Raw genomic sequence first — 19,321 nt, forward strand, 5'->3', positions numbered from 1 at the left:
CCGTTGCGCCGCCCCACTCCCGCCCCCGCGACCGCGACCGCGACCGCGACCGCCCCTCTCAACAGCCCTCCGCCGCCCCCGAGTTCCACGGATCGCCGCCCGGGCCCGGGCGAATTCACCGCAATAGCACCAACGCCCGCCGGACCGGCCGGGAACCGTGGCATCTTCATGCTTGGGCGGCGGCGATCTCGCGGATTGGTTGCGATCACCGGTGCACTCGGGGAGAGTTGATGAGGCCAAGGATCCCGGAGCGCCCGGAGGGGAAGCTGGAAAGTGCATCGGGATCCCGGATTCGAAGCCCCCGTACCGACGCGCGACGGAACCGGCGGAACCCGGCGAATGTGCTGGACGGCCCGGGAACTGCGTGAGAAGCGCAGTTCGCCCGGTCCCGTTCCAGCCGATTCCGGCCGGTTCCACCGAGTTCCACCCGGACGGCTCCGAGTCGAGGCAGGCCCACGCGAAGGCCGAGCGAGCCGAGCACGGAGCGAACTCCGGGGGGAGCAGCCATGACCACGCCGTTCTCGCGGCGAAAGGGCGCCGGAACGGCCGGCGGGCGAGGTGCCGGGCAGCTGGACGAGGCCGCCCTCAGTGCCGTTCCCGCACCCGAAGCCCCGTACGACTACGGCCACTTCAGTCGTCTCGCGGGCCCGGCGTACGACCCGGACGAGGACGACGACCTCGGTGGCGGCGTCTACTGGCCCGAACCGGCCGCCCCGTACGGCCCCGCGTCGGCGAGCGCCCCGCAAGACCCCACCCCGGCGAGCACCCCGTACGCCTCTCCCCCGTACGAGCCACCGCCCGCGGTCCCCTACCGCGTCCGGTACCGCAGCCTGCTGCGCCGCGAGCCGCACCGGATCCGCGCCGCGCTGCTGATGGTCGCCGCCCCGGTGGTGGAGGTGGTGCTGCTGGTCTGGCTGCTGCTGCCGGAGCACTGGCCCGAGCGGCTGGACGAGACGAACGCCCTGGTGCTGCTCGGCGACAAGGTGATGATCGGCATCATCGCCGTCGTCGAGGTGTTCCGGCTGGTCAACGTCGTCTCCAACACCCACGCCACGCTGGTCGCCCGTGACCCGGTCCCGGTGACGCCGGTGCCCGGCACCCGGGTCGCCTTCCTCACCACCTGCGTGCCGGGCAAGGAGCCGCCGGAGATGGTCCGGGCCACGCTGACCGCGGCCCGCGCCGTTCGGCACAACGGACCCTACGACGTCTGGCTGTTGGACGAGGGAAACGATCCTGCAATGCGGGAGCTCTGCGCCGAGCTGGGCGTGCGGCACTTCAGCCGCGCCGGCCGGCCGCAGTGGAACCGGCCGAAGGGCAGGTTCCGCGCCGGCACCAAGCACGGCAACTACAACGCCTGGCTCCAGGCCCACGGCGACGACTACGAGTTCTGGGTGTCCGTGGACACCGACCACGTTCCACTGCCGGACTTCTGCGAACGGATGCTCGGCTACTTCCGCGACCCCGACGTGGCATTCGTGGTCGGCCCCCAGGTGTACGGGAACTACCGCAGCTCGGGCTCGGCCGTCACCAAATTCTCCGAGAGCCAGCAGTACCTCTTCCACGCCCTCGTCCAACGCGCCGGAAACCGTTACGGCGCGCCCATGTTCGTGGGCACCAACAACGCCGTCAGAATCAGCGCGCTCCAGTCGATCGGCGGGTTGTACGACTCCATCACCGAGGACATGGCGACCGGCCTGGAGTTCCACCGCAGCCGAAACCCGGAGACCGGGGAACGCTGGAAGTCCGTGTACACCCCGGACGTGCTCGCGGTCGGCGAAGGACCGTCCTCCTGGACCGACTTCTTCTCCCAGCAACTGCGCTGGAGCCGCGGCACCTACGAGACCCTCTTCACCCAGTACTGGCGGGTGCTGTGGCAGCTGTCCCCCGGGCGGTTGCTCAACTACACGCTGATGGTGGGCTTCTACCCGATGGCGGCGCTCACCTGGCTGCTCGGCGGCCTGTCCAGCGTCCTCTACCTGGGCTTCGGCGCATCGGGCGTGCACGTCTCCTCGGAGATCTGGATGATGCTCTACAGCGACGCCGCCGCGCTCCAGCTCCTGCTCTACACCTGGAACCGCAAGCACAACGTGAGCCCGCACGAGCCGGCCGGCTCCTCCGGGGTCGCCGGGATGGTGATGTCGGCGCTCTGCGGCCCGGTCTACGCGGCCTCGCTGCTCCAGTCGCTGCTGCGGGTGCGCAGCCGCTTCGTGGTGACGCCCAAGGGCCGCTCGGCCAGCACCGACCGGCTCGGCACCTTCCGCTTCCACCTCTTCTGGACGCTGGTGTTCGGCGGCGCGATCACCGCCTCCTACGTCACCGGCTACGACCACGCCGCGATGCGCGCCTGGGCCTGGATCGCCCTGGTGCTCACCCTCCTGCCGGTCCTGATCACCGCCGGCGACGCCGTCCGCCGCCGCCGGACCCGCCCCACCGCCAACCTCACCGTCACCGGCGGCCCGACGGCCACCCCGACGGTCCTCCTGGAGAAGCGCCGCCCGCGCCACGCCCGCGACCCCCGGAGCTCGCCGCCCGCACGCACGGCACCGGATCCGTCGCCCAGCCGGCCCGCACCCGACCGCCCCGCACCCGACCGCGCCGGCAGCGGCACATCCCCCCACTGACAGCACTCGCGGACAGCACCCACCGACCCCCAGCCCGGCACCCGACCGCCTCCCGAGGGGAGCACCACCGTGAAGATCCACAAGGCCGGCCGCACCAAGCGCCTCGCCCTCGGCAGCACCGTCGCGCTGACCGTGGCCGGGATGAACGCTCCGGCCGTCCTCGGCTTCGCCTCCGAGCAGTACCACCACTACGTGATCAACCGCCCCGAGTACAAGGCGCAGTACGGCCACTGGCAGACCCTGTCGCTGCCCGCCGAGTTCCGGGTCAACGCCGTGCACGCGACCCTGCTGCGCACCGGCAAGGTCCTGATCGTGGCCGGCTCGGGCAACGACGAGAAGCAGTTCAACGCGGGCACCTTCAAGAGCCTGCTCTGGGACCCGGCCGCGAACACCTACAAGCTGGTCCCCACCCCGGCCGACATGTTCTGCGGCGGCCACACCTCGCTGCCGGACGGCCGCGTCCTGGTGGCCGGCGGCACCCAGCGCTACGAGAAGCTGGCCGCCGCCGTGAAGAAGGCGGCCGGCATCATGCGGGTGCGCAACGAGAGCCCGGAGCGCGACCGGACCTTCCCCACGGGCACCGTCTTCGTCGCCCCGAACGGCCACGAGTACGCCAGCACCGCCCCGGTGACCGTCCCGGCCGCGACCAAGACCGGCTCCGGCCGCGAGACCGTGGTCGCCGCCGGCGAGCAGCGGGTGTACGTGGAGGCGGTCGGCCCGGGCCCGGACTACGTCTCCGACTCCCCCGCCCAGTACCGGATCAAGGGCCTGAGCGGCACCGACGCCCACAACCTGTACGGGCAGAACGAGAAGCTCACCCTGGACAAGCAGGAGTACCAGGGCATCCGCTCCGCCTTCGAGTTCAACCCGGACACCGAGCTCTACGAGCCGGTCACCGACATGGCCCACGCCCGCTGGTACCCGACGCTGACCGGGCTGGGCGACGGCCGGGTGGTCACCGTCTCCGGCCTGGACGACACCGGGGAGGTCCTCAACGGCAACGACAACGAGGTCTACGACCCGAGGACCAAGTCCTGGTCCAAGGGCCCCGACCACTACTTCCCGACCTACCCGGCGATCTTCCTGACCGACTCCGGCAAGCTCTTCTACTCCGGCTCCAACGGCGGCTACGGCCCCGGCGACAAGGGCCGCGAGCCCGGCTTGTGGGACGTGTCGACCGGGGCCTTCCAGCCCGTCCCCGGCCTGCGCGACCCCAACCTCACCGAGACCTCCTCATCCGTGCTGCTGCCGCCCGCCCAGGCGCAGAAGGTGATGGTGCTCGGCGGCGGTGGCGTCGGCGAGTCCCCGCTGTCCACGGCCCGCACCGACATCGCGGACCTGTCCTCCGCCGCACCCGCCTTCACCCCGGGCCCGGACCTGCCGGCCGGCGGCACCCGCTACCTCAACAGCGTGATCCTCCCGGACGACACCGTCTTCACCACCGGCGGCTCCAGCGGCTACCGCGGCCGGGGCGACAGCGACCTGCTCAAGGCGCAGGTGTACCACCCGGACACCAACAGCTTCAGCACCGCCGCCGAGCCGGCCGTCGGCCGCGACTACCACTCCGAGGCGCTCCTGCTGCCGGACGGCCGGGTCGCCGTGCTGGGCTCCAACCCGCTCTTCGCCGACAAGGCCGAGACCCGGCCGGGCGGCTTCGAGCAGCGCATCGAGATCTACACCCCGCCGTACCTGTACCACGGCGAACGCCCGCAGGTCGGTGCCGTTCCGCAGGCGGCCGGGCTCGGCGGCACGCTGGCCGTCGGCACCGCACGGCCGGAGGCGGTCGCCGGCGCCAGGCTGATCCGGCCGAGTTCGGTCACCCACGTGACGGACGTCGAACAGCGCTCGGTGGCCCTGGACATCGCCGGGCGGACGGCGGACGGCGTCTCGCTGACCCTGCCCCGCAACCCCGACCTGCTGCCGCCGGGCTGGTACATGCTGTTCCTGACGGACGCCGCCGGCACCCCGTCGGTCGCCCGCTGGATCCAGGTCACCGCGTAGCCGCAACGGCCCGCGCGGTCACGCACGGGCCCGCGCCGTGCGGCCCGGGCCGGCGCGGGCGGCCTCAGCGCGCCGCCCGCGCCAGCCCGAGCGCGTACGGCAGCCAGAACTCGCCCGCCCGGGGCTCGCCCCGGCCGCAGTCGCCGTCCGACTCCCCCGGGTTCTTGATCCACAGGTAGGCGTCCACCCCGGGCCGGCCGGTCTCGGTGGTCGGCCGCTCGCCGAGCGCGCGCCCGGGCGGGTTGCACCAGGAGTCGCCGCCCAGGGCCCCGTTGCCGCTGCGGCTGGTGTCGATGACGAAGTTCTTCCCGCCCAGGGCCGCGGAGAGCCTGGCGCCGTACGCCGCGTTCCGCGCGGTGTCGTAGAAGTTGGCGACGTTCACGGCGAAGCCGTCCGCCGCCGCGATGCCCGACTTGCGCAGGGCGGTGGCCAGTTCCTCCGGGTCCTGCGCCCAGCCGGGGTTGCCCGCGTCCAGGTAGACCCGCGCGTTCGGGTTCTTCTTCAGCTCCTGGACGGCGAAGGCCAGCAGGCCGTACCGCTCGGCGGCCAGGTCGCCCTTGATCCCGCAGGTGTCCAGGGTGTGCGCGACGGCGTCCGGCTCCAGCACCACCCAGGCCTTGCGGTCGCCGAGGGCCTGGGCGACGCCGGTGATCCAGGCGCGGTAGGCGGCCGCGTCGGGGGCGCCGCCGGCCGAGTACTGGCCGCAGTCGCGGTGCGGGATGTCGTAGGCGACGAAGACCGCCGTCCGGCCCGCCTCGGCGGCCCGTCGGCTCACCTGTTCGGCGATCTCCCCGGCGCCCTGCTCGCCGAGCCACTGCGAGGAGGGCTGGGCGGCGATCCGCAGCAGTTCGTCGGCCTCCGCCGTCCGGCCCTGCCCGCGCAGCGCGGACACCTGGTGGGCGGCGTTGGTCCGGTCGGAGACGTAGAAGGCCTGGCCGGGAAGCTGGGCGAAGCCCGCGCCCGCCGCCGCGCCGTCGGCCGTACCCGCGGCGGACGGAGCGGACCCGGTTCGCGGCTCGCCGCCGTCCGACCCGCTGCAGCCGGACACGGCCGCCAGTACCACCCCGGCCAGCAGCGCCCCCACGGCCCCGCGCAACGCCCCTGCCCGCCCCAGCCCGTGCACGTACCGCTCCTCCCCGGGACCGGTCCGGCGACCGGTCGGCACCAGCTAAGCACACCCGGCACCGGTCGACTCCCACCGTCGGTGAACGCCAAGTGGCCGTGGGCGGACGGGACATCGAACCCGTCCGGTCCACGGCCACCGGCGACCGGAAGTGCTCAGGAACGCGCGGCGGCGCTCAGGCGGGGGCTCACGCCTCCTTCAGGTTCGGCACCTGCCAGTCGATGGCCTCGGCGCCGAAGGAGTCCAGCGCCGCGTTGATCTGCGAGAACGGACGGCTGCCGAAGAACAGCTTCGCCGACAGCGGCGACGGGTGCGCCCCCTGCACCACCACGTGCTTGGCGGTGTCGATCAGCGGCAGCTTCTTCTTCGCGTAGTTGCCCCACAGCACGAAGACCACGGGCTCCTCGCGGTCGCTCACCGCCTTGATCACCGCGTCGGTGAACTTCTCCCAGCCCTTCGCCTTGTGCGAGTTGGCCTCGTGCGCGCGGACCGTGAGCACCGCGTTGAGCAGCAGCACACCCTGCTCGGCCCAGTGCATCAGGTAGCCGTTGTCCGGGGCGGGGATGCCCAGGTCGGCGTCCAGCTCCTTGAAGATGTTGCGCAGCGACGGCGGCGTCCTGGTGCCCGGCAGCACCGAGAAGCTCATGCCGTGGGCCTGCCCGTTGTCGTGGTACGGGTCCTGGCCGAGCACGAGCACCCGGACCTTGTCGTACGCGGTGGCGTCCAGCGCGGCGAACTCCTGGCCGCTCGGCGGGAACACCTCGTGCTCCGCGCGCTGGGCCGCCACGAAGGCCGCCAGCTCCGCGAAGTACGGCTTCTCCGTCTCGGCGCCCAGCACCCCGCGCCAGGACTCGGGCAGCTCCAGCCCGCCGCCCTCGCCGGCCTCGACCACGCCCGCCTCGACCGTGTCCGTCACGACATCTACCTCCAACACCGCGGCTGCTGCGCCGCACGCCCTCTTTCACCCCGAACGCTACACAGCCCCACCGACAACTCACGCCCGCGGAGCGGGTTCCGGGCTCCGGCCGGCGCCCGCCCGCCCCCTCCCCGGGTACGCAGCGGCCCCGCCCCGGGTACGCCGCGACGCCTCCCCCGGGTACGCAGCGGCCCCGCCCCGGCGACCGGCCGGAACGGGGCCCACGACAGCACCGCGGAGGTCAGACCAGCTCGACCAGGTCCGCGATCGACTGGACCACGCGGGTCGGCCGGTACGGGAACCGCTCCACGTCGGCCGCGGCGGTCAGCCCGGTGAGCACCAGGATCGTCTCCATGCCGGCCTCCATGCCCGCGACGATGTCGGTGTCCATCCGGTCGCCGATCATCACCGCCGTCTCGGAGTGGGCCCCGGCGGTGTTCAGCGCCTCGCGCATCATCAGCGGGTTGGGCTTGCCGACGAAGTACGGCTCGACGCCGGTCGCCTTGGTGATCAGCGCCGCGACCGATCCGGTGGCCGGCAGCACGCCCTCCGGGGAGGGGCCGGTCTCGTCCGGGTTGGTGCAGATGAACCGGGCGCCCTGGTTGATCAGGCGGATCGCCTTGGTGAGCGCCTCGAAGGAGTAGGTGCGGGTCTCGCCGAGCACCACGTAGTCGGGGTTGTTGTCGGTCAGCACGTAACCGGCCTGGTACAGGGCGGTGGTGAGCCCCGCCTCGCCGATCACGTACGCCGTGCCGTTCGGCCGCTGGCTCTTGAGGAACTTGGCCGTGGCCAGGGCGGAGGTCCAGATGCACTCCTCCGGCACCTCCAGCCCCATCCCGGCCAGCCGGGCGCTGAGGTCGCGCGGAGTGTAGATGGAGTTGTTGGTGAGGACCAGGAACGGCTTGCCGGACTCCCGCAGCTTGCGCAGGAACTCCTCCGCCCCGGGAATCGGCGTGCCCTCGTGGATGAGGACCCCGTCCATGTCGGTCAGCCAGGACTCGATGGGCTTGCGGTCTGCCACGTGCGTGTCTCCCGAAGTGTTGCAGCGTCTTGCGTCGTACGAGGGCCCTGACCCGGCACAGCCTAATCCGCCCGGGTGTGCGGGAACAGGACGTCCCGCCCACCGGACCGGCGCCGACCCGGCCTCCCGCACCCGCGTCACCTGCCGCTTCCACCTGCCCGACGCCCACCCCGACGACCCACCCCGACGCCCACCCCGACGGCCCTCCCGCCCGGGCGCCCTCCGCACTCCCCGGCGCCGTTCACCGAACCGGGAGCAATCGGGCACCTCGTGATTGAGTAGGCGCATGAACCCGAAGACGACACCCGGCCCGTTCCGCGTCGGCCTGATCGGCTACGGCCTGGCCGGCTCCGCGTTCCACGCGCCGCTGATCGCCACCACCCCGGGGCTGCGGCTGGACGCCGTGGTCACCGCCAACCCGGACCGGCGCGCCCAGCTGGCGAGCGAGCACCCCGGCGCCCGCGCCGTGGACACGCCCGAGCAGCTGCTCGCCGACCCGGACGCGCTCGACCTGGTCGTCATCGCCTCGCCCAACCGCACCCACGCGCCGCTCGCCCGCGCCGCGCTGCGGGCCGGCCTGGCCACCGTGGTGGACAAGCCGCTGGCCGGCACCGCCGCCGAGGCGCGGGAGCTGTGCCGGCTCGCCGAGGAGCGGGGCGTCCTGCTCTCCGTCTTCCACAACCGGCGCTGGGACGGCGACTTCCTCACCGCGACCCGGCTGGTGCGCGGCGGCGCGCTCGGCCGGGTGCACCGCTTCGAGTCCCGTTTCGAGCGCTTCCGCCCCAAGCCCAAGCCGGGCTGGCGGGAGCTGGCCGACCCGGCCGAGGTCGGCGGCACGCTGTACGACCTGGGCAGCCACCTGGTCGACCAGGCGCTCACCCTGTTCGGACCGGTCGAGACGGTGTACGCGGAGATCGACGTGCGGCGCGACGGCGCGGTGGTGGACGACGACGCCTTCCTCGCCCTCACCCACACCTGCGGCACCCGTTCGCACCTGTGGACCAGCGCCGTCACCCCGCTGATCGGGCCCCGGCTGAGGGTCCTCGGCGACACCGCCGGCTACGTCAAGACGGGCATGGACCCGCAGGAGGCCGACCTGCGGGCCGGCCTGCGCCCCGACGGCACCCACCCCTGGGGCGCCGACCGGCCCGCGCACTACGGCACCCTCGGCACCGACGAGTCCGCGATCTCGCTGCCCACCGACCCGGGCGACTACCCCGCCTTCTACACGGGCATCGCCGCCGCCCTGACCGACCCGGGCACCCCGCCCCCGGTCGACCCGCGCGACGCGGTGGCCGCCCTGGCCGTTCTGGAGGCCGCCCGCACCTCCGCCGCGACCGGGACGGCGGTCCGCCCGGGCTGAGGAACGCCTCGCCGGAACCTGCCGCCCCCACGGACTCGCCTCCTACGATGAGCGGATGAGCAGTCAACGGGGGCGGCAGATCGACGCCGACGAGCGCCGCGATCGCGAACGCGCGTGGTCCGCCGAACAGAAGAAGCGCGAGAGCGCGTGGACCGCGGAGTTCGAGGCGCGGCAGAAGGCGCAGCAGGCCGAGGCGCGCGAACGCGAGCTGGTCACCTCCATCGCCGCGAACCGGGCGGCCTGGGCGGAGGGCCGCCGGACCGGAGCCGACGCCCTCGGCTACATCGACGTCACCGGGCCGGACGCCGTGACCGTACGGATCGCGGTGGTGTGGCTCGGGCGGTTCAGGGCGACCCGGAAGCGGCTGAACGACTACAACCCGTTCCGGAACGTCGATCCGGGCAGCGGCGAAGGACTGATCGTCCTCATTCCGTACGCCGTGCTCGTGGGCCTGGACTCCGGGCTCCGCTGGCTCGTCCTGCAACTGCTCGGCCGCCCGCTCTGGGCCGTCGCCGCCAAGGCGGGGAGCGACCGGGACAAGCGCGGGGGCAACACCGTCCTGCTGCGCACCCGGGACCGGGCGGTGGCACTGCGGCACGCGGCCGCCCTGGCCGACCGGGTCGAGCAGGAGGGGGCCGCCGCCCTCACACCCCGATGACCTCCACCGCCGAGCCCAGCCCCCGGAAGTCCGCGACGTTGCGGGTGTACAGCGGCAGCCCGTGGGCCGAGGCGACCGCGGCGATCATCAGGTCTATCCGGCGCGGGCGCGGCTGCCGCCCGGCGGCGATGGTGAGGGTGACCAGCGTCCCGTAGCGGGCGGCGGCCGCCGCGTCGAAGGGCAGCGGGTCGAAGTCCGCCATCGCCGCGCCCAGCACTTCCAGCCGGGCCGCCCGGCTGGCCGGGTCCCGGGCCATCGACACGCCCTGCTGCAGCTCGGCGAAGGTGATCGCGGTCAGCTCCGGCACCGTCGGCAGGTCGGATGCGTTGAGCAGCGCCAGGTCGATGTAGACGCAGGTGTCCAGCACCCCGGCCGGCCGCCTCCGGGACGCCCTGCGGCGCTCAGCCACGCCGCCGCTCGAACGGGTCGTCTCCCTCGTCCCCGACCAGTTCCTCGGGCCCGAAGTACTCCTCGGCCTCCTTGCGCATCTGCTGGTGGTCCACCCGCGGCAGCTTCACGTGCCGCGCCACCAGCTCCTCCGCCGTGAGCCGCCGACGCCCGGACACCGGCCGCAGCTCGGCGACCTCGACCCCGTTCCTGGTGATGTGGAAGGTCTCGCCCGCCTCCACCGCGTCCATCACCGCGGCGGAGTTGTTCCGGAACTCCCGCTGGGTAATCGTCTTCACCCTTCCAAAGTAGCCCCGCGTAGCCCCCCTGGCTACACCCCGAACGGCCCCCGCCCGTTCCCCCGAAACCCACCCCCGCCCGCGCCCGATCGACTAGGTTCGACCACCGATCATTCGAACAGAGGGGGGCTTCTGTCGTGTCCGGAACCAGCGAGAAGGACCTGAATCCCTGGCTCTACGGCCAGGACGCGCCACCACCACAGGATCCGTTCAGCCCGCCCCGCACGGCCGGGCCCTGGACGGGCGCCGCGGGCCCGTCCGTCCTGGTCCAGCCGGCCGCACTCCAGCAGGCCGCCGGTGAATCGCGGCGGATCCGGGGTGAGCTGCAGTTCTCGGTCGGCCGCGTCGAACCCGACACCGCCGCGGCGGTCCAGGCTCTGGCCGGCGGATTCGCCACCGGACCCGCGCTGTCGCAGGCGCTCACCTGGTGGAAGGCCCGCTGGACCAGCCTCGACAACCGGCTCGGCCTGACCGCGGACCGCCTCGACGCCACCGCACGCGGCTACCGGGCGGCCGACGGCTCCGCCGCGGCCGGCTTCAAGGGGCCGTGAACCATGGTGACCTTCGCCCTGCTCCGCCACGCTTCCTTCACCTCCCTCGACCATGCGGGCGGCACCTGGAACGGCGTCTCCGGCCACCTGGAGCACCTCGCCGGCCGGCTGCGGTCCGGTGTGCTCCATCCCCTCTCGGGAGGCGGCGGCCCGTACGCGCCTCCGCCCGCCGGAAGCCGGCCCTGGACCGGCGCGGCCGCCGATGAGGCCGTACGGGAGATCGGCTTCCTGGCCGACGAACTGCACGCTTTCCACTACGAGGCGCTGGCCGTCGCCGCCGCGCTGCACCGTGCCCGGAAGGCCTTCACCGAGGCCCAGCAGAAGCTGCTGCGGGCGATCGGCGACGCCGAGGCCCTCGGAGCGACCGTGGCCGACGACGGCACGGTCACCCTGCCCGACCTGCCGCCCGAGGAGCGCAACGACCCCGAGGCGATCGCCTACCGGAAGCGGCAGTGGGACGAACTGCAGCACCACGTCCAGGACATGACCGCGGCACTGACGGCGGCCACCGAGGCCGACAACGCCGTGGCCGCGGCCCTGCGCGCGCTCAACCCGGAGGAGGTCGACCCGGCGACGCATCCGGACGGGGCCGCCAACGCCCTGAGCGATCTGGAGACGGCCATGGGCATGCCCACCGATCCCAAGGCTCGGAAGGCGTGGTGGGCCGCGCTCGACCCCGCGCTACGGGCCGGGCTGCTCTCGGCCGATGCGGACAGCCTGATCAAGGCAGGGATCCTGGGGCCGACGGAGTACGAGTGGTCGTCGCCGGACAAGGGGGCCGGACCGTGGGGAGTCCGGGAACCGGGCATCGCCGACCAGGTGATGCGGGTGGAGGTCGCGAGCATGGTCGGCGGCGGTGCGCTCGCCGGCTACCCCGATGCCGCCCGCAACATGGCGCACTACCTGGACGGCAACGGAAAGCCCCTGATTCTGGCCGTCGAGCCCATGCTTCGCGACGACGCCGGCTTCCGGGCGAGCGCGGATGCTCAGCTGGCCGCCAACAGGGACAAATGGCGTCAGGCCGCAGTGGAGGCGTTCGAGAAGTCGGGGGGAGCGCCGGTCGCGATCCCCGTCGAGAGTCCGGTCGGCACCCGGAGGTTCGATGATCTCAATTGGTACCGCGCAATCGGAGGCCACCAGTACCTCACGTCCGGAGTGGTGACGGCCGTCCCAGGGCCGGACGGCAAGCCCCAGGTGTCACTGCAGTACCAGGTCAATGTCTGGGACCGCTACAACTGGGACGAGGGCAAGAGCACGCCGATCGCCGGAACCACCATCACGGACCACGACATGGCGACCTTGCACCAGACGGGACTGGCCCAGGAGTTCGACATCGTCGGCAGGACCAAGCCGATCACCGTCCCACTCGACGAACCCACCGCACCTGGGGGAAGGACGCCATGACGCGGAAGCAACGGTGGGTGGTGCTGCTGGCGATCGTGGTGCCGCTGGTGCTGGCGGGGGCCGCCGTGGGAGGGCTCCACTGGCTGCGGGAGTGGGACCGGCATCCGGCGCCGGACAGCGGGCGGCCCGGGTCGTGGACGACGGTCACGTCGGAGTTCGTCGGGGAGTTCTCGCGCGTGCGGCCGCCCGCGTCGGCGGGCGAGGTGCGTTGGGCCTACCAGAAGGGGTTCCAGGACGACACCGCGTACCTCTCGTTCCGGCTGCCGCCGGGCGAGGAGGAGCGGTTCCTGGCCGATATCGGGACGGCGGTGAAGCCGAGCGTCGAGAGCCCGGTCGACAGCGGTGCGCTGGAAGGGTTCCGGCACGCGGGTGCACCGGATCCGGGGGCGGCGGGCCCCTTGCGGGAGGGTTCCTTCCTGGCCGAGCCGCTGCCGGGGCACACCAAGCGGCTCGCGGCGAAGCTGTGGCTGGCGTCGGAGGCGGACGGGGGCGCGCGGGTGTGGGTGTACGGGATGGATGCGCCGTAGGGGATTTCCCCGATGCAGCGGGAACCCGGTGCGCCGTAGGATCGTCCTGCTGGTACGTCAGGAAGCCGATGGGACACCGGGAGGGGGAGCGCGCCGTGGCCGTCGTCGCGATGCTGCTGGGCCTGCTCCGGGTGCTGACCGGGGAGTTGGTGGCCGACAGCGGAATGCTGGCGTCGGTGGCCGCCGTCGCGGCCGTGGCGCTGGTGGCCGGGGCGGTCGCCGGGGCGCTGGCCGGGGCGCGGCTGCTGGGGGCGCGGGCGCCGGCGGCGGTGCGCAGCGGGGTGCTGCGGCGTCGGGCGTTCGGTACGGCGTTCCTTCCGCAGCGTGATCCGGATGCCCGGGGCAGGCGACGCCCGAGGGCGCCGGGGGCGGCCCTGGCGGCCGCGTGAACCCCCTCCTTCCGTAGGCAGTTCTTCGCAGCCGTCCTCCGCCGTTCACTCATTCCTGAGACCCCGGAGGGCTCGCTCCACCATGTCCGTACTCGCCGTTCTCGACCCGGCCGTCGCCCTGGCGCACGCCGTCGTCGCCACTGTCGCCCACCTGGTGCCGACCGCGCTCGCCATCGTCCTGTTCACCGTCGCCGTCCGGCTGGCGCTGCACCCGCTGGCGCGGGCGGCGGCGCGCGGGGAGAAGGCCCGGGCGCGGCTGGCGCCGAAGGTCGCCGCGCTGCAGAGGAAGCACAAGGACCGGCCGGAGCGGCTGCGGGAGGCGCTGGCCGAGATGTACCGCAAGGAGCAGGTGTCGCCGTTCGCGGGGTGTCTGCCGCTGCTGGTGCAGGTGCCGTTCTTCTCGGTGATGTACCGCCTGTTCACCACGCCGAACGATCTGCTGGACCACACCCTGTTCGGTGTGCCGCTGGGCCTGCATGTCACGGGTGCGCACGGCGTCGGGCAGTGGGCGGTGTTCGGGGTGCTGTTCGCCGGGCTGGCGGCGGTCGGGTTCGTCAACTTCCGCCGGGCCCGACGCACGGCCGCGGCCGCGACCGCAGCGGCGACGGCGCAGCCCGCCCCGCAGCCGGGGGCGGGACTGCTGCCGTACCTGTCGTTCGGGTCGGTGCTGTTCGCGGCGCTGGTGCCGGCGGCCGCCGTGCTGTACCTGCTGACGGCCGGTGTCTGGTCGGCCGCCGAGCGGGCCTGGCTGTACCGGGACGGCACGCCGGTGCCGGCGGCCGCGCTGCTGGCCTGACGGGTGATGGCCCGACGGGCGATGACCTGACGGCCCGGTCGTCAGAAGTGGCGCAGCAGCTCGGGGAAGGTCCCGAGCTGCAGCGTCGCCTCGTCCGGGCCGAGTTCCGCGTGCTCCAGCACCCAGGTGTGCTCGTGCGGGATGAACACGGTGCGCAGGCCGGCCCGGCGGGCGGGGGCGATGTCGGACTTGGGCGAGTTGCCGATCATCCAGGTCCGGCCGGGGTCGAGGCCGAGGTCGGCGGTGAGCTGCCGGTAGGTGTCGACCGACTTCTCGGCGACGATGTGGATGCCGCGGAAGTGGTGGTCGATGGTGGACTCGTCCACCTTGCGCTGCTGTTCGCGCTGGTCGCCCTTGGTGAGCAGCAGCAGGTGGTGGCGGTCGGCGAGGGCGGCCAGGGTGTCGGCGACGCCGGGGATCAGTTCGACGTCGCGGCTGGTCAGCGGGGTGAGCAGGTCGTCGATCCGGGCCTGCTCGGCGGCCGTGGGGGTGCGGCTGTTGAGCTGCTCCAGGCAGTCGGCGAGGCTCTGCCGGAAGACGGTGGCGCCGTAGCCGAGGGTGGCGGAGTTGGCGGCCTCGATCCGGTTCAGCAGGGCCCTGGTGCGCTCCTGCTCGGCCGGGGTGGTGGTGACCCAGTCCAGGAAGCCGTCGATGACCCGCTCGAAGAGGACGTTGTTCTCCCAGAGCGTGTCGTCGGCGTCGAAGATCAGGGTCTGGTCGGTGTGCATCATCCGGTGGTCTCCAGGGGAAGTCGGTCGGGCGGCAGGGAACGGCAGCACGGAACGGCAGCACGGAACGGCAGCACGGAACGGCGGCGGGAAAGGACGGCAGGGAAGGGCCGCGGGAAAGGGCGGCGGTGGAGGCCGGTCAGGCGGCGGGCGGCAGCAGGCGGGCGGCGCGGTGGAGGGTCTCGCGGAGGTTCTCCTCGGTGGTCCGCCGCCCGGCCTCCTCGACGGTGAGCCACTCCAGCGGGGACGCCGGGTTCTCCGGCCGGGCCTGCTCCGGGGTGTCGGTGGCCAGCAGGAAGCGCAGGTCGGCGTGCTCGTGCGCGGGTTCGGCGGGCGAGGCGGGGACGGGCACCACGGCGAGGTGGACGAGGGCGGGGCCGGGCCAGGGGGTGAGGTCGGTCAGGCCGGTCTCCTCCAGGCCTTCGCGCAGGGCGATGTCCAGCGGCCGGGTCTCCCCCGGGTCGCCGTGGCCGCCGACGTGCAGCCAGGCCTGCTGGCGGACGTGCCAGCGCAGCAGGACGCGGCGGGTCGGCGGGTGGACGATCAGGGCGGAGGCGGTGAAGTGCAGCGGGAAGGTGCTTCTGTTCCAGGCGTCGGCGACGCCGAGGAGGCGGCGGGCCCGCTCGTGGTCGGCGGTCTCCACCGGGCCCTGCGGGCGGTGGTCGTCCAGCAGTCGGGCCAGGTCGGGGCTCTGTGACGGGCTGCCCGTGGTCACCATGGGTCTGCGCTCCTCGTTCCGTTCCGGGAGACCGTGCGGGCCGCGCGGACCGCGTCAACCGGCGTGCGGGAGCGGGAGGTCGGGGCGGGCGTTCGGCCCCGGGGCTTCGGGTTCCGGCGAACCCGCGCAGCCTAGCCCGGGGGCGCTCGGGCGGCCCACCGGTTTTCCCCGCGGGCCGCACGCGGCCACCGACGCCCGCACGCGCCCAGCGCCGCCCGCGCGGGCCCGTACCCGCGCGGGCCGCACCCGGCCCGCGGACGTCCGCGGCAGACGTTCCCCCGGAGGACACCTCCCGTACCGCCGGCGGCATACCGGCTGGTCCGGGCGTTTCCCCGGAGGCCGTAGCCTGTGGTGATCGTTTCGGGACAGGTGGAGGGATGTCGTCATGGTGGCTGCTCCGGCGCTCGCCGAGCTGCGCGAGGTGTGCCAGCCGCAGGCCAAGCTTCAGAGCCGCAACGGCGAGCACTGGGCGGGCCGGCTGTACATGCGGGCCGTCTCGCTGCGGACCACCCGGCAGCTGGTGCGCACCTCGGTGTCGCCGAACACCCTCACCTGGGTGATGGTGGTGTGCGGGGTCGGCGGCGGCGCGGCCCTGCTGATCCCGGGCGTGACCGGTGCGGCGCTGGCCGTCGTGCTGTTCCAGCTGTTCCTGCTGTTCGACTGCGTGGACGGCGAAGTGGCGCGCTGGAAGCGCCAGTTCAGCATGGCCGGGGTGTACGTGGACCGGCTCGGCGCCTACCTGGCGGACGCCGCGCTGATGATCGGCGCGGGCGTACGGGCGGCGCGCGGCGGCTCGGAGCTGTGGGTGTCGGCGGGGCTGGCGGCCGCGCTGGGCGTGGTGCTGCTCAAGGCCTCGACGGACCTGGTGGACGTGGCCCGGGCCCGCAGCGGGCAGCTTCCGGCCACCGAGGAGTCGACGCAGCCGCGCTCCCAGGGCATCGCGACGGCCCGCAAGGTCGCCTCGCTGTTCAAGATCCACCGGGTGACGAACGGCATCGAGGCCTCGCTGGTGCTGCTGGCGGCGGCCGTGGTGGACGCCGGGCTCGGCAACCTGGACGCCACCCGGTGGACGCTCGCGGGCATCACGGTGATCACCTGGGGCATGGTGGTCGCGCACCTGGCGTCGATCCTGTCCTCCTCGCGGCTGCGCTGAGCGGCCGGGGCGCATCCACGGCGGGTTGACGCGCCCCTCCCCCGCCCGGGGGAGGGACCGGCGCCGAGACCGTCGCCGGGCGGACGCGGCGGGCCTGCGCCGGGCGGGAGGGTGAGGGCATGACGACGCCCCCGCCCGCCGCGGCCACCACCCCCGCCACTGCTGCTGCGGCCATCGCCGCTACCACCGCCCCCGCCACTGCCGCCATCGCCGCCGTTCCCGCCCCGCCCCGCTGGGCCGTGCGCGCCGCCCGCCTCGCCGCCGTCACCGCGCTGCCGGCCGGGTTGTGGCGGCTCGGGCTGGTGGCGGGCTGGCACGGCGGGTACACCGGGGCGGGCTACCGGGCGATGGGCTTCGCCGGGTGGGGCGCGGTGTGGCCGGTCTTCCTGAGCGTGATCACCGAGGCGCTCGCCCTGCTCACGATCGGGCTGGTCCGCCCGTGGGGCACGGTGCCGCCGCGCTGGGTCCCGTTCCTCGGCGGCCGCCCGGTCGACCCGCGCGCGGTGGTCGTCGCGGCCTCGGCCGGCGCCGCCGGCCTGGCCGTGCTGTGGACGCCGTTCGCCGCGTGGTGGGCCGTCCCGGGGACGGACATGACTCCGCGCGGCCATTTCCTGGTCGGCTTCCTCTATCTGCCGACCGTCGCCTGGGCACCGCTGCTGGCGGCCGTCACCGTGTCGTACCACCGCCGCCACCGCCGCCACCCCTGACATCACGGGCATCACGGGCACCACGGGCACTACGGGCACCACGGGCACCACCCGCTTCTTCGGAACCAGTCGGACTACATATGCAGTCCATCGACATATACAGTCGTCCGACAGTCCGACAGAAGGGGGCACGCCCATGCCACCCCGCACGACGACCCGGCCGCACCCTCCCCGGCCCGCCCAGGACCGGCCCGCCCCGGCCCTGCTCGCCACCGCCCGAGCCGCCGCCGTCCGGACGGCCGCCACCCGGCCCGCCGCCGTGCTGCTCGCCGGCTACCTCGCCGAGCTGCTGTTCCGGCTCGTCCTCGTCCGGTCCATGAGCTTCCCGTCGGTCCACCCCGACGAGGACTCCTATCTCGCCCTGGCCCGGGTGCTGGCCGGCGGCTCGGCGACCGAGATCCCGGTCGGCGTGGTCGTCCCCGGCGGCTACCCCCTGCTGATATCCCCCGCCCTGCGCCTGGCCGACGACCCGGCGACCGCCTACCACCTGGTCATGGGCGTCAACGCCGCCGTCAACGCGCTGGTCCTCCCGCTCGCCTACGTCGCACTGCGCCGCCTCGGCCTGAACCGCCGCCGCTCGTACGCCTTCGGCGCCGCGACCGCGCTGCTGCCGCCGGTGGTCTTCTACTCGCAGTTCGTGATGACCGACGCCGTGCTGCCCGTCCTGGTGCTCGCCTGGCTGCTCTGCCTGCACGGCTGGCTGGCCGACGGCCCGCTGCGGCGCCGCACCTGGCACGCCGTCGGGGCGGGGGCGTCGGCCGGTTGCGCGATGGCGGTGCACGACCGCGGCGGCGTGGTGGTCGCACTGACCGCCGCCGTCCTCCTCGGCGTGCTGCTGCTGCGCCGGGCGCCGTGGCGCGCCACGGCGGCCGGGCTCGCGGCACTCGGCCTCGGCGTGCTCGGCGCCGAGCTGCTGTCGGCCTGGCTGCACGCGCAGTTCACCGTCCCGGACAGCGATGTCGGCGGCTCCCTCTGGAAGGGCCTGACCGATCCGGCGATCGCCCTGCAGACCCTCGCCCGGGCCGCCGGCCAGGTCTGGTACTTCATCGCCTCCACCTGGGGCATCGGCGGACTCGCCGTCGTCGCCTGCCTGGGCGCGGTGTTCGACCGCCGCCCGCCGCGGGCGCTGCGGATCACCGGCGGCGTGCTGGTGGCGCTGCTGTTCGGCACGGCCCTGGCCGCCTCCGCCGCGCTGCCGCTGGACGGCCGGGTCGACGACTGGGTGTACGCCCGCTACACCTCCTGCCTCGTCCCGTCGGCCTTCGTGGCGGGCGTCGCGGTGCTCGCCGGGCACGGGCGCCGGGCACTGGTCCGGACGGCGGCGGTGGCGGCCGGGCTCGTCCCGCTGCTCGCCGGGGTCGTGGCGCTGGAGGCCGGCGAGCGGCTGCACACGTCGATGTTCATCCCCTGGACCCTGCCCGACGTCTCGTTCCTGGCCGCGGACTGGGGCCGGATCGACCTGCCCCGCACCTGCGCCGCCGTGGTGTTCGCGCTCGGCACGGTGGTGCTGGTCCGCAACAGCGGGGGGCGCCGGGTGCTCGGGGCGCTCGGCGTCTCGCTGGCGCTGTTCGCCGCCTTCGCGACCTCGACCATCACCGCGCAGGTCGCCCGGCCGCACGCGGTGGGGCGCGAGGGCCTGGCGACCGGCTTCACCCGCGCCTCCGGGATCACCGCGGACGACAACGTGGTGTTCGCCTGGGACGTCGACTGGGCGTTGCGCGCCACCCAGACCTTCGAGGTCTACCGCGGTCGGGTCTGGTTCCGCGACCCCCGCTGGCAGCCCGTCCCGGCGGAGGCGAACGTCATGGTCCTCCCGCTGCCCGAGGCGGGGAGGCCGCCGGAGGCCTACTGGCCCGGGCACCCCGCCGACTGGTACGTCGAGCGGTTCGACGCCGGGCAGAACTGGGCCGTCTGGCACCGGCGTTGAGCGGGCGCCGGACGCCCGGGATCGGGACCGGG

19 protein-coding genes are annotated in these 19,321 nt (G+C 73.8%); 12 read left to right on the forward strand and 7 right to left on the reverse strand.

Annotation, left to right across the window (positions count from 1 at the left end):
* Positions 1-506: 506 nt before the first annotated feature.
* Together ACFVGO_RS26260 and ACFVGO_RS26265 are read left to right on the forward strand one after the other, a co-directional pair.
* Positions 507-2,621 (forward strand): glycosyltransferase family 2 protein, encoded by a 2,115-nt coding sequence (locus tag ACFVGO_RS26260; protein WP_359901868.1) that lies wholly within the window; start codon positions 507-509, stop codon positions 2,619-2,621.
* A 69-nt stretch (positions 2,622-2,690) separates the two neighbouring features.
* Positions 2,691-4,622 carry a galactose oxidase-like domain-containing protein gene (locus ACFVGO_RS26265; protein ID WP_380634387.1) on the forward strand — a complete coding sequence of 644 codons (1,932 nt, stop codon included), beginning with the start codon at positions 2,691-2,693 and terminating at the stop codon, positions 4,620-4,622.
* Positions 4,623-4,686: 64 nt separating this feature from the next.
* Here the strand turns inward: ACFVGO_RS26265 and ACFVGO_RS26270 are convergent, their stop codons facing one another.
* The 3 genes from ACFVGO_RS26270 to ACFVGO_RS26280 all read right to left on the reverse strand — a co-directional run bounded on the left by ACFVGO_RS26270 (position 4,687) and on the right by ACFVGO_RS26280 (position 7,682).
* Positions 4,687-5,745 carry a glycoside hydrolase family 6 protein gene (locus tag ACFVGO_RS26270; protein ID WP_359901871.1) on the reverse strand — a complete coding sequence of 353 codons (1,059 nt, stop codon included), beginning with the start codon at positions 5,743-5,745 and terminating at the stop codon, positions 4,687-4,689.
* Between the two features lie 187 nt (positions 5,746-5,932).
* Positions 5,933-6,661, reverse strand: a complete 729-nt coding sequence (locus ACFVGO_RS26275; RefSeq protein ID WP_359901874.1) for a uracil-DNA glycosylase — start codon at positions 6,659-6,661, stop codon at positions 5,933-5,935.
* Between the two features lie 241 nt (positions 6,662-6,902).
* Positions 6,903-7,682, reverse strand: coding sequence for an HAD-IIA family hydrolase (locus tag ACFVGO_RS26280; RefSeq protein ID WP_359901877.1), 780 nt, complete (start codon positions 7,680-7,682; stop codon positions 6,903-6,905).
* Between the two features lie 286 nt (positions 7,683-7,968).
* Between ACFVGO_RS26280 and ACFVGO_RS26285 the strand changes: the two genes are divergently transcribed.
* Both ACFVGO_RS26285 and ACFVGO_RS26290 read left to right on the forward strand, forming a co-directional pair.
* Positions 7,969-9,045, forward strand: a complete 1,077-nt coding sequence (locus ACFVGO_RS26285) for a Gfo/Idh/MocA family oxidoreductase (RefSeq protein ID WP_359901880.1) — start codon at positions 7,969-7,971, stop codon at positions 9,043-9,045.
* A 55-nt stretch (positions 9,046-9,100) separates the two neighbouring features.
* The gene (locus ACFVGO_RS26290; protein WP_359901883.1) at positions 9,101-9,703 is read left to right on the forward strand and encodes a hypothetical protein; all 603 of its coding nucleotides are present in this window, start codon (positions 9,101-9,103) and stop codon (positions 9,701-9,703) included.
* On the opposite strand, the gene ACFVGO_RS26295 is transcribed toward ACFVGO_RS26290, so the two are convergent.
* Positions 9,690-10,070: a type II toxin-antitoxin system VapC family toxin gene (locus ACFVGO_RS26295; RefSeq protein WP_359901886.1), complete on the reverse strand. Its 381-nt coding sequence runs from the start codon at positions 10,068-10,070 to the stop codon at positions 9,690-9,692. The genes ACFVGO_RS26290 and ACFVGO_RS26295 overlap by 14 nt on opposite strands.
* Before the next feature lie 34 nt (positions 10,071-10,104).
* Complete coding sequence (locus ACFVGO_RS26300) at positions 10,105-10,389, reverse strand: type II toxin-antitoxin system Phd/YefM family antitoxin (RefSeq protein WP_359901889.1); 285 nt, start codon at positions 10,387-10,389, stop codon at positions 10,105-10,107.
* Positions 10,390-10,526: 137 nt separating this feature from the next.
* Between ACFVGO_RS26300 and ACFVGO_RS26305 the strand changes: the two genes are divergently transcribed.
* From ACFVGO_RS26305 to ACFVGO_RS26325, 5 genes are all read left to right on the forward strand, one after another.
* Entirely contained in the window at positions 10,527-10,940 is a 414-nt protein-coding gene (locus ACFVGO_RS26305; protein ID WP_380356519.1) for a hypothetical protein, read from the forward strand.
* Positions 10,941-10,943: 3 nt separating this feature from the next.
* Positions 10,944-12,344 carry a hypothetical protein gene (locus ACFVGO_RS26310; protein ID WP_380356517.1) on the forward strand — a complete coding sequence of 467 codons (1,401 nt, stop codon included), beginning with the start codon at positions 10,944-10,946 and terminating at the stop codon, positions 12,342-12,344.
* Positions 12,341-12,871, forward strand: coding sequence for a hypothetical protein (locus ACFVGO_RS26315; RefSeq protein WP_380356514.1), 531 nt, complete (start codon positions 12,341-12,343; stop codon positions 12,869-12,871). The genes ACFVGO_RS26310 and ACFVGO_RS26315 overlap by 4 nt, the downstream gene beginning before the upstream one ends.
* Before the next feature lie 68 nt (positions 12,872-12,939).
* Positions 12,940-13,260: a DUF6412 domain-containing protein gene (locus tag ACFVGO_RS26320; RefSeq protein WP_359901899.1), complete on the forward strand. Its 321-nt coding sequence runs from the start codon at positions 12,940-12,942 to the stop codon at positions 13,258-13,260.
* Between the two features lie 82 nt (positions 13,261-13,342).
* Positions 13,343-14,056: a YidC/Oxa1 family membrane protein insertase gene (locus ACFVGO_RS26325; RefSeq protein ID WP_380634393.1), complete on the forward strand. Its 714-nt coding sequence runs from the start codon at positions 13,343-13,345 to the stop codon at positions 14,054-14,056.
* A gap of 41 nt (positions 14,057-14,097) precedes the next feature.
* Here ACFVGO_RS26325 and ACFVGO_RS26330 read toward each other — a convergent pair whose 3' ends face one another.
* Together ACFVGO_RS26330 and ACFVGO_RS26335 are read right to left on the reverse strand one after the other, a co-directional pair.
* Positions 14,098-14,787 (reverse strand): HAD family hydrolase, encoded by a 690-nt coding sequence (locus ACFVGO_RS26330; protein ID WP_359901905.1) that lies wholly within the window; start codon positions 14,785-14,787, stop codon positions 14,098-14,100.
* 136 nt (positions 14,788-14,923) lie between these two features.
* Positions 14,924-15,502, reverse strand: coding sequence for an NUDIX domain-containing protein (locus tag ACFVGO_RS26335; RefSeq protein WP_359901908.1), 579 nt, complete (start codon positions 15,500-15,502; stop codon positions 14,924-14,926).
* 385 nt (positions 15,503-15,887) lie between these two features.
* Here ACFVGO_RS26335 and ACFVGO_RS26340 point away from each other — a divergent pair, with 385 nt between their 5' ends.
* The 3 genes from ACFVGO_RS26340 to ACFVGO_RS26350 all read left to right on the forward strand — a co-directional run bounded on the left by ACFVGO_RS26340 (position 15,888) and on the right by ACFVGO_RS26350 (position 19,289).
* On the forward strand, positions 15,888-16,655 hold the full coding sequence (locus tag ACFVGO_RS26340) for a CDP-alcohol phosphatidyltransferase family protein (RefSeq protein ID WP_359901911.1): 768 nt from the start codon (positions 15,888-15,890) through the stop codon (positions 16,653-16,655).
* Positions 16,656-16,774: 119 nt separating this feature from the next.
* Positions 16,775-17,362, forward strand: a complete 588-nt coding sequence (locus ACFVGO_RS26345; protein ID WP_380634396.1) for a hypothetical protein — start codon at positions 16,775-16,777, stop codon at positions 17,360-17,362.
* 136 nt (positions 17,363-17,498) lie between these two features.
* Positions 17,499-19,289, forward strand: a complete 1,791-nt coding sequence (locus ACFVGO_RS26350) for a hypothetical protein (protein WP_380634398.1) — start codon at positions 17,499-17,501, stop codon at positions 19,287-19,289.
* Positions 19,290-19,321: the final 32 nt, after the last annotated feature.

The sequence above is a fragment of the Kitasatospora sp. NPDC057738 genome, assembly GCF_042798815.1.
In the GTDB taxonomy this organism is placed as follows: Bacteria; Actinomycetota; Actinomycetes; order Streptomycetales; family Streptomycetaceae; genus Kitasatospora; species Kitasatospora lactacystinica.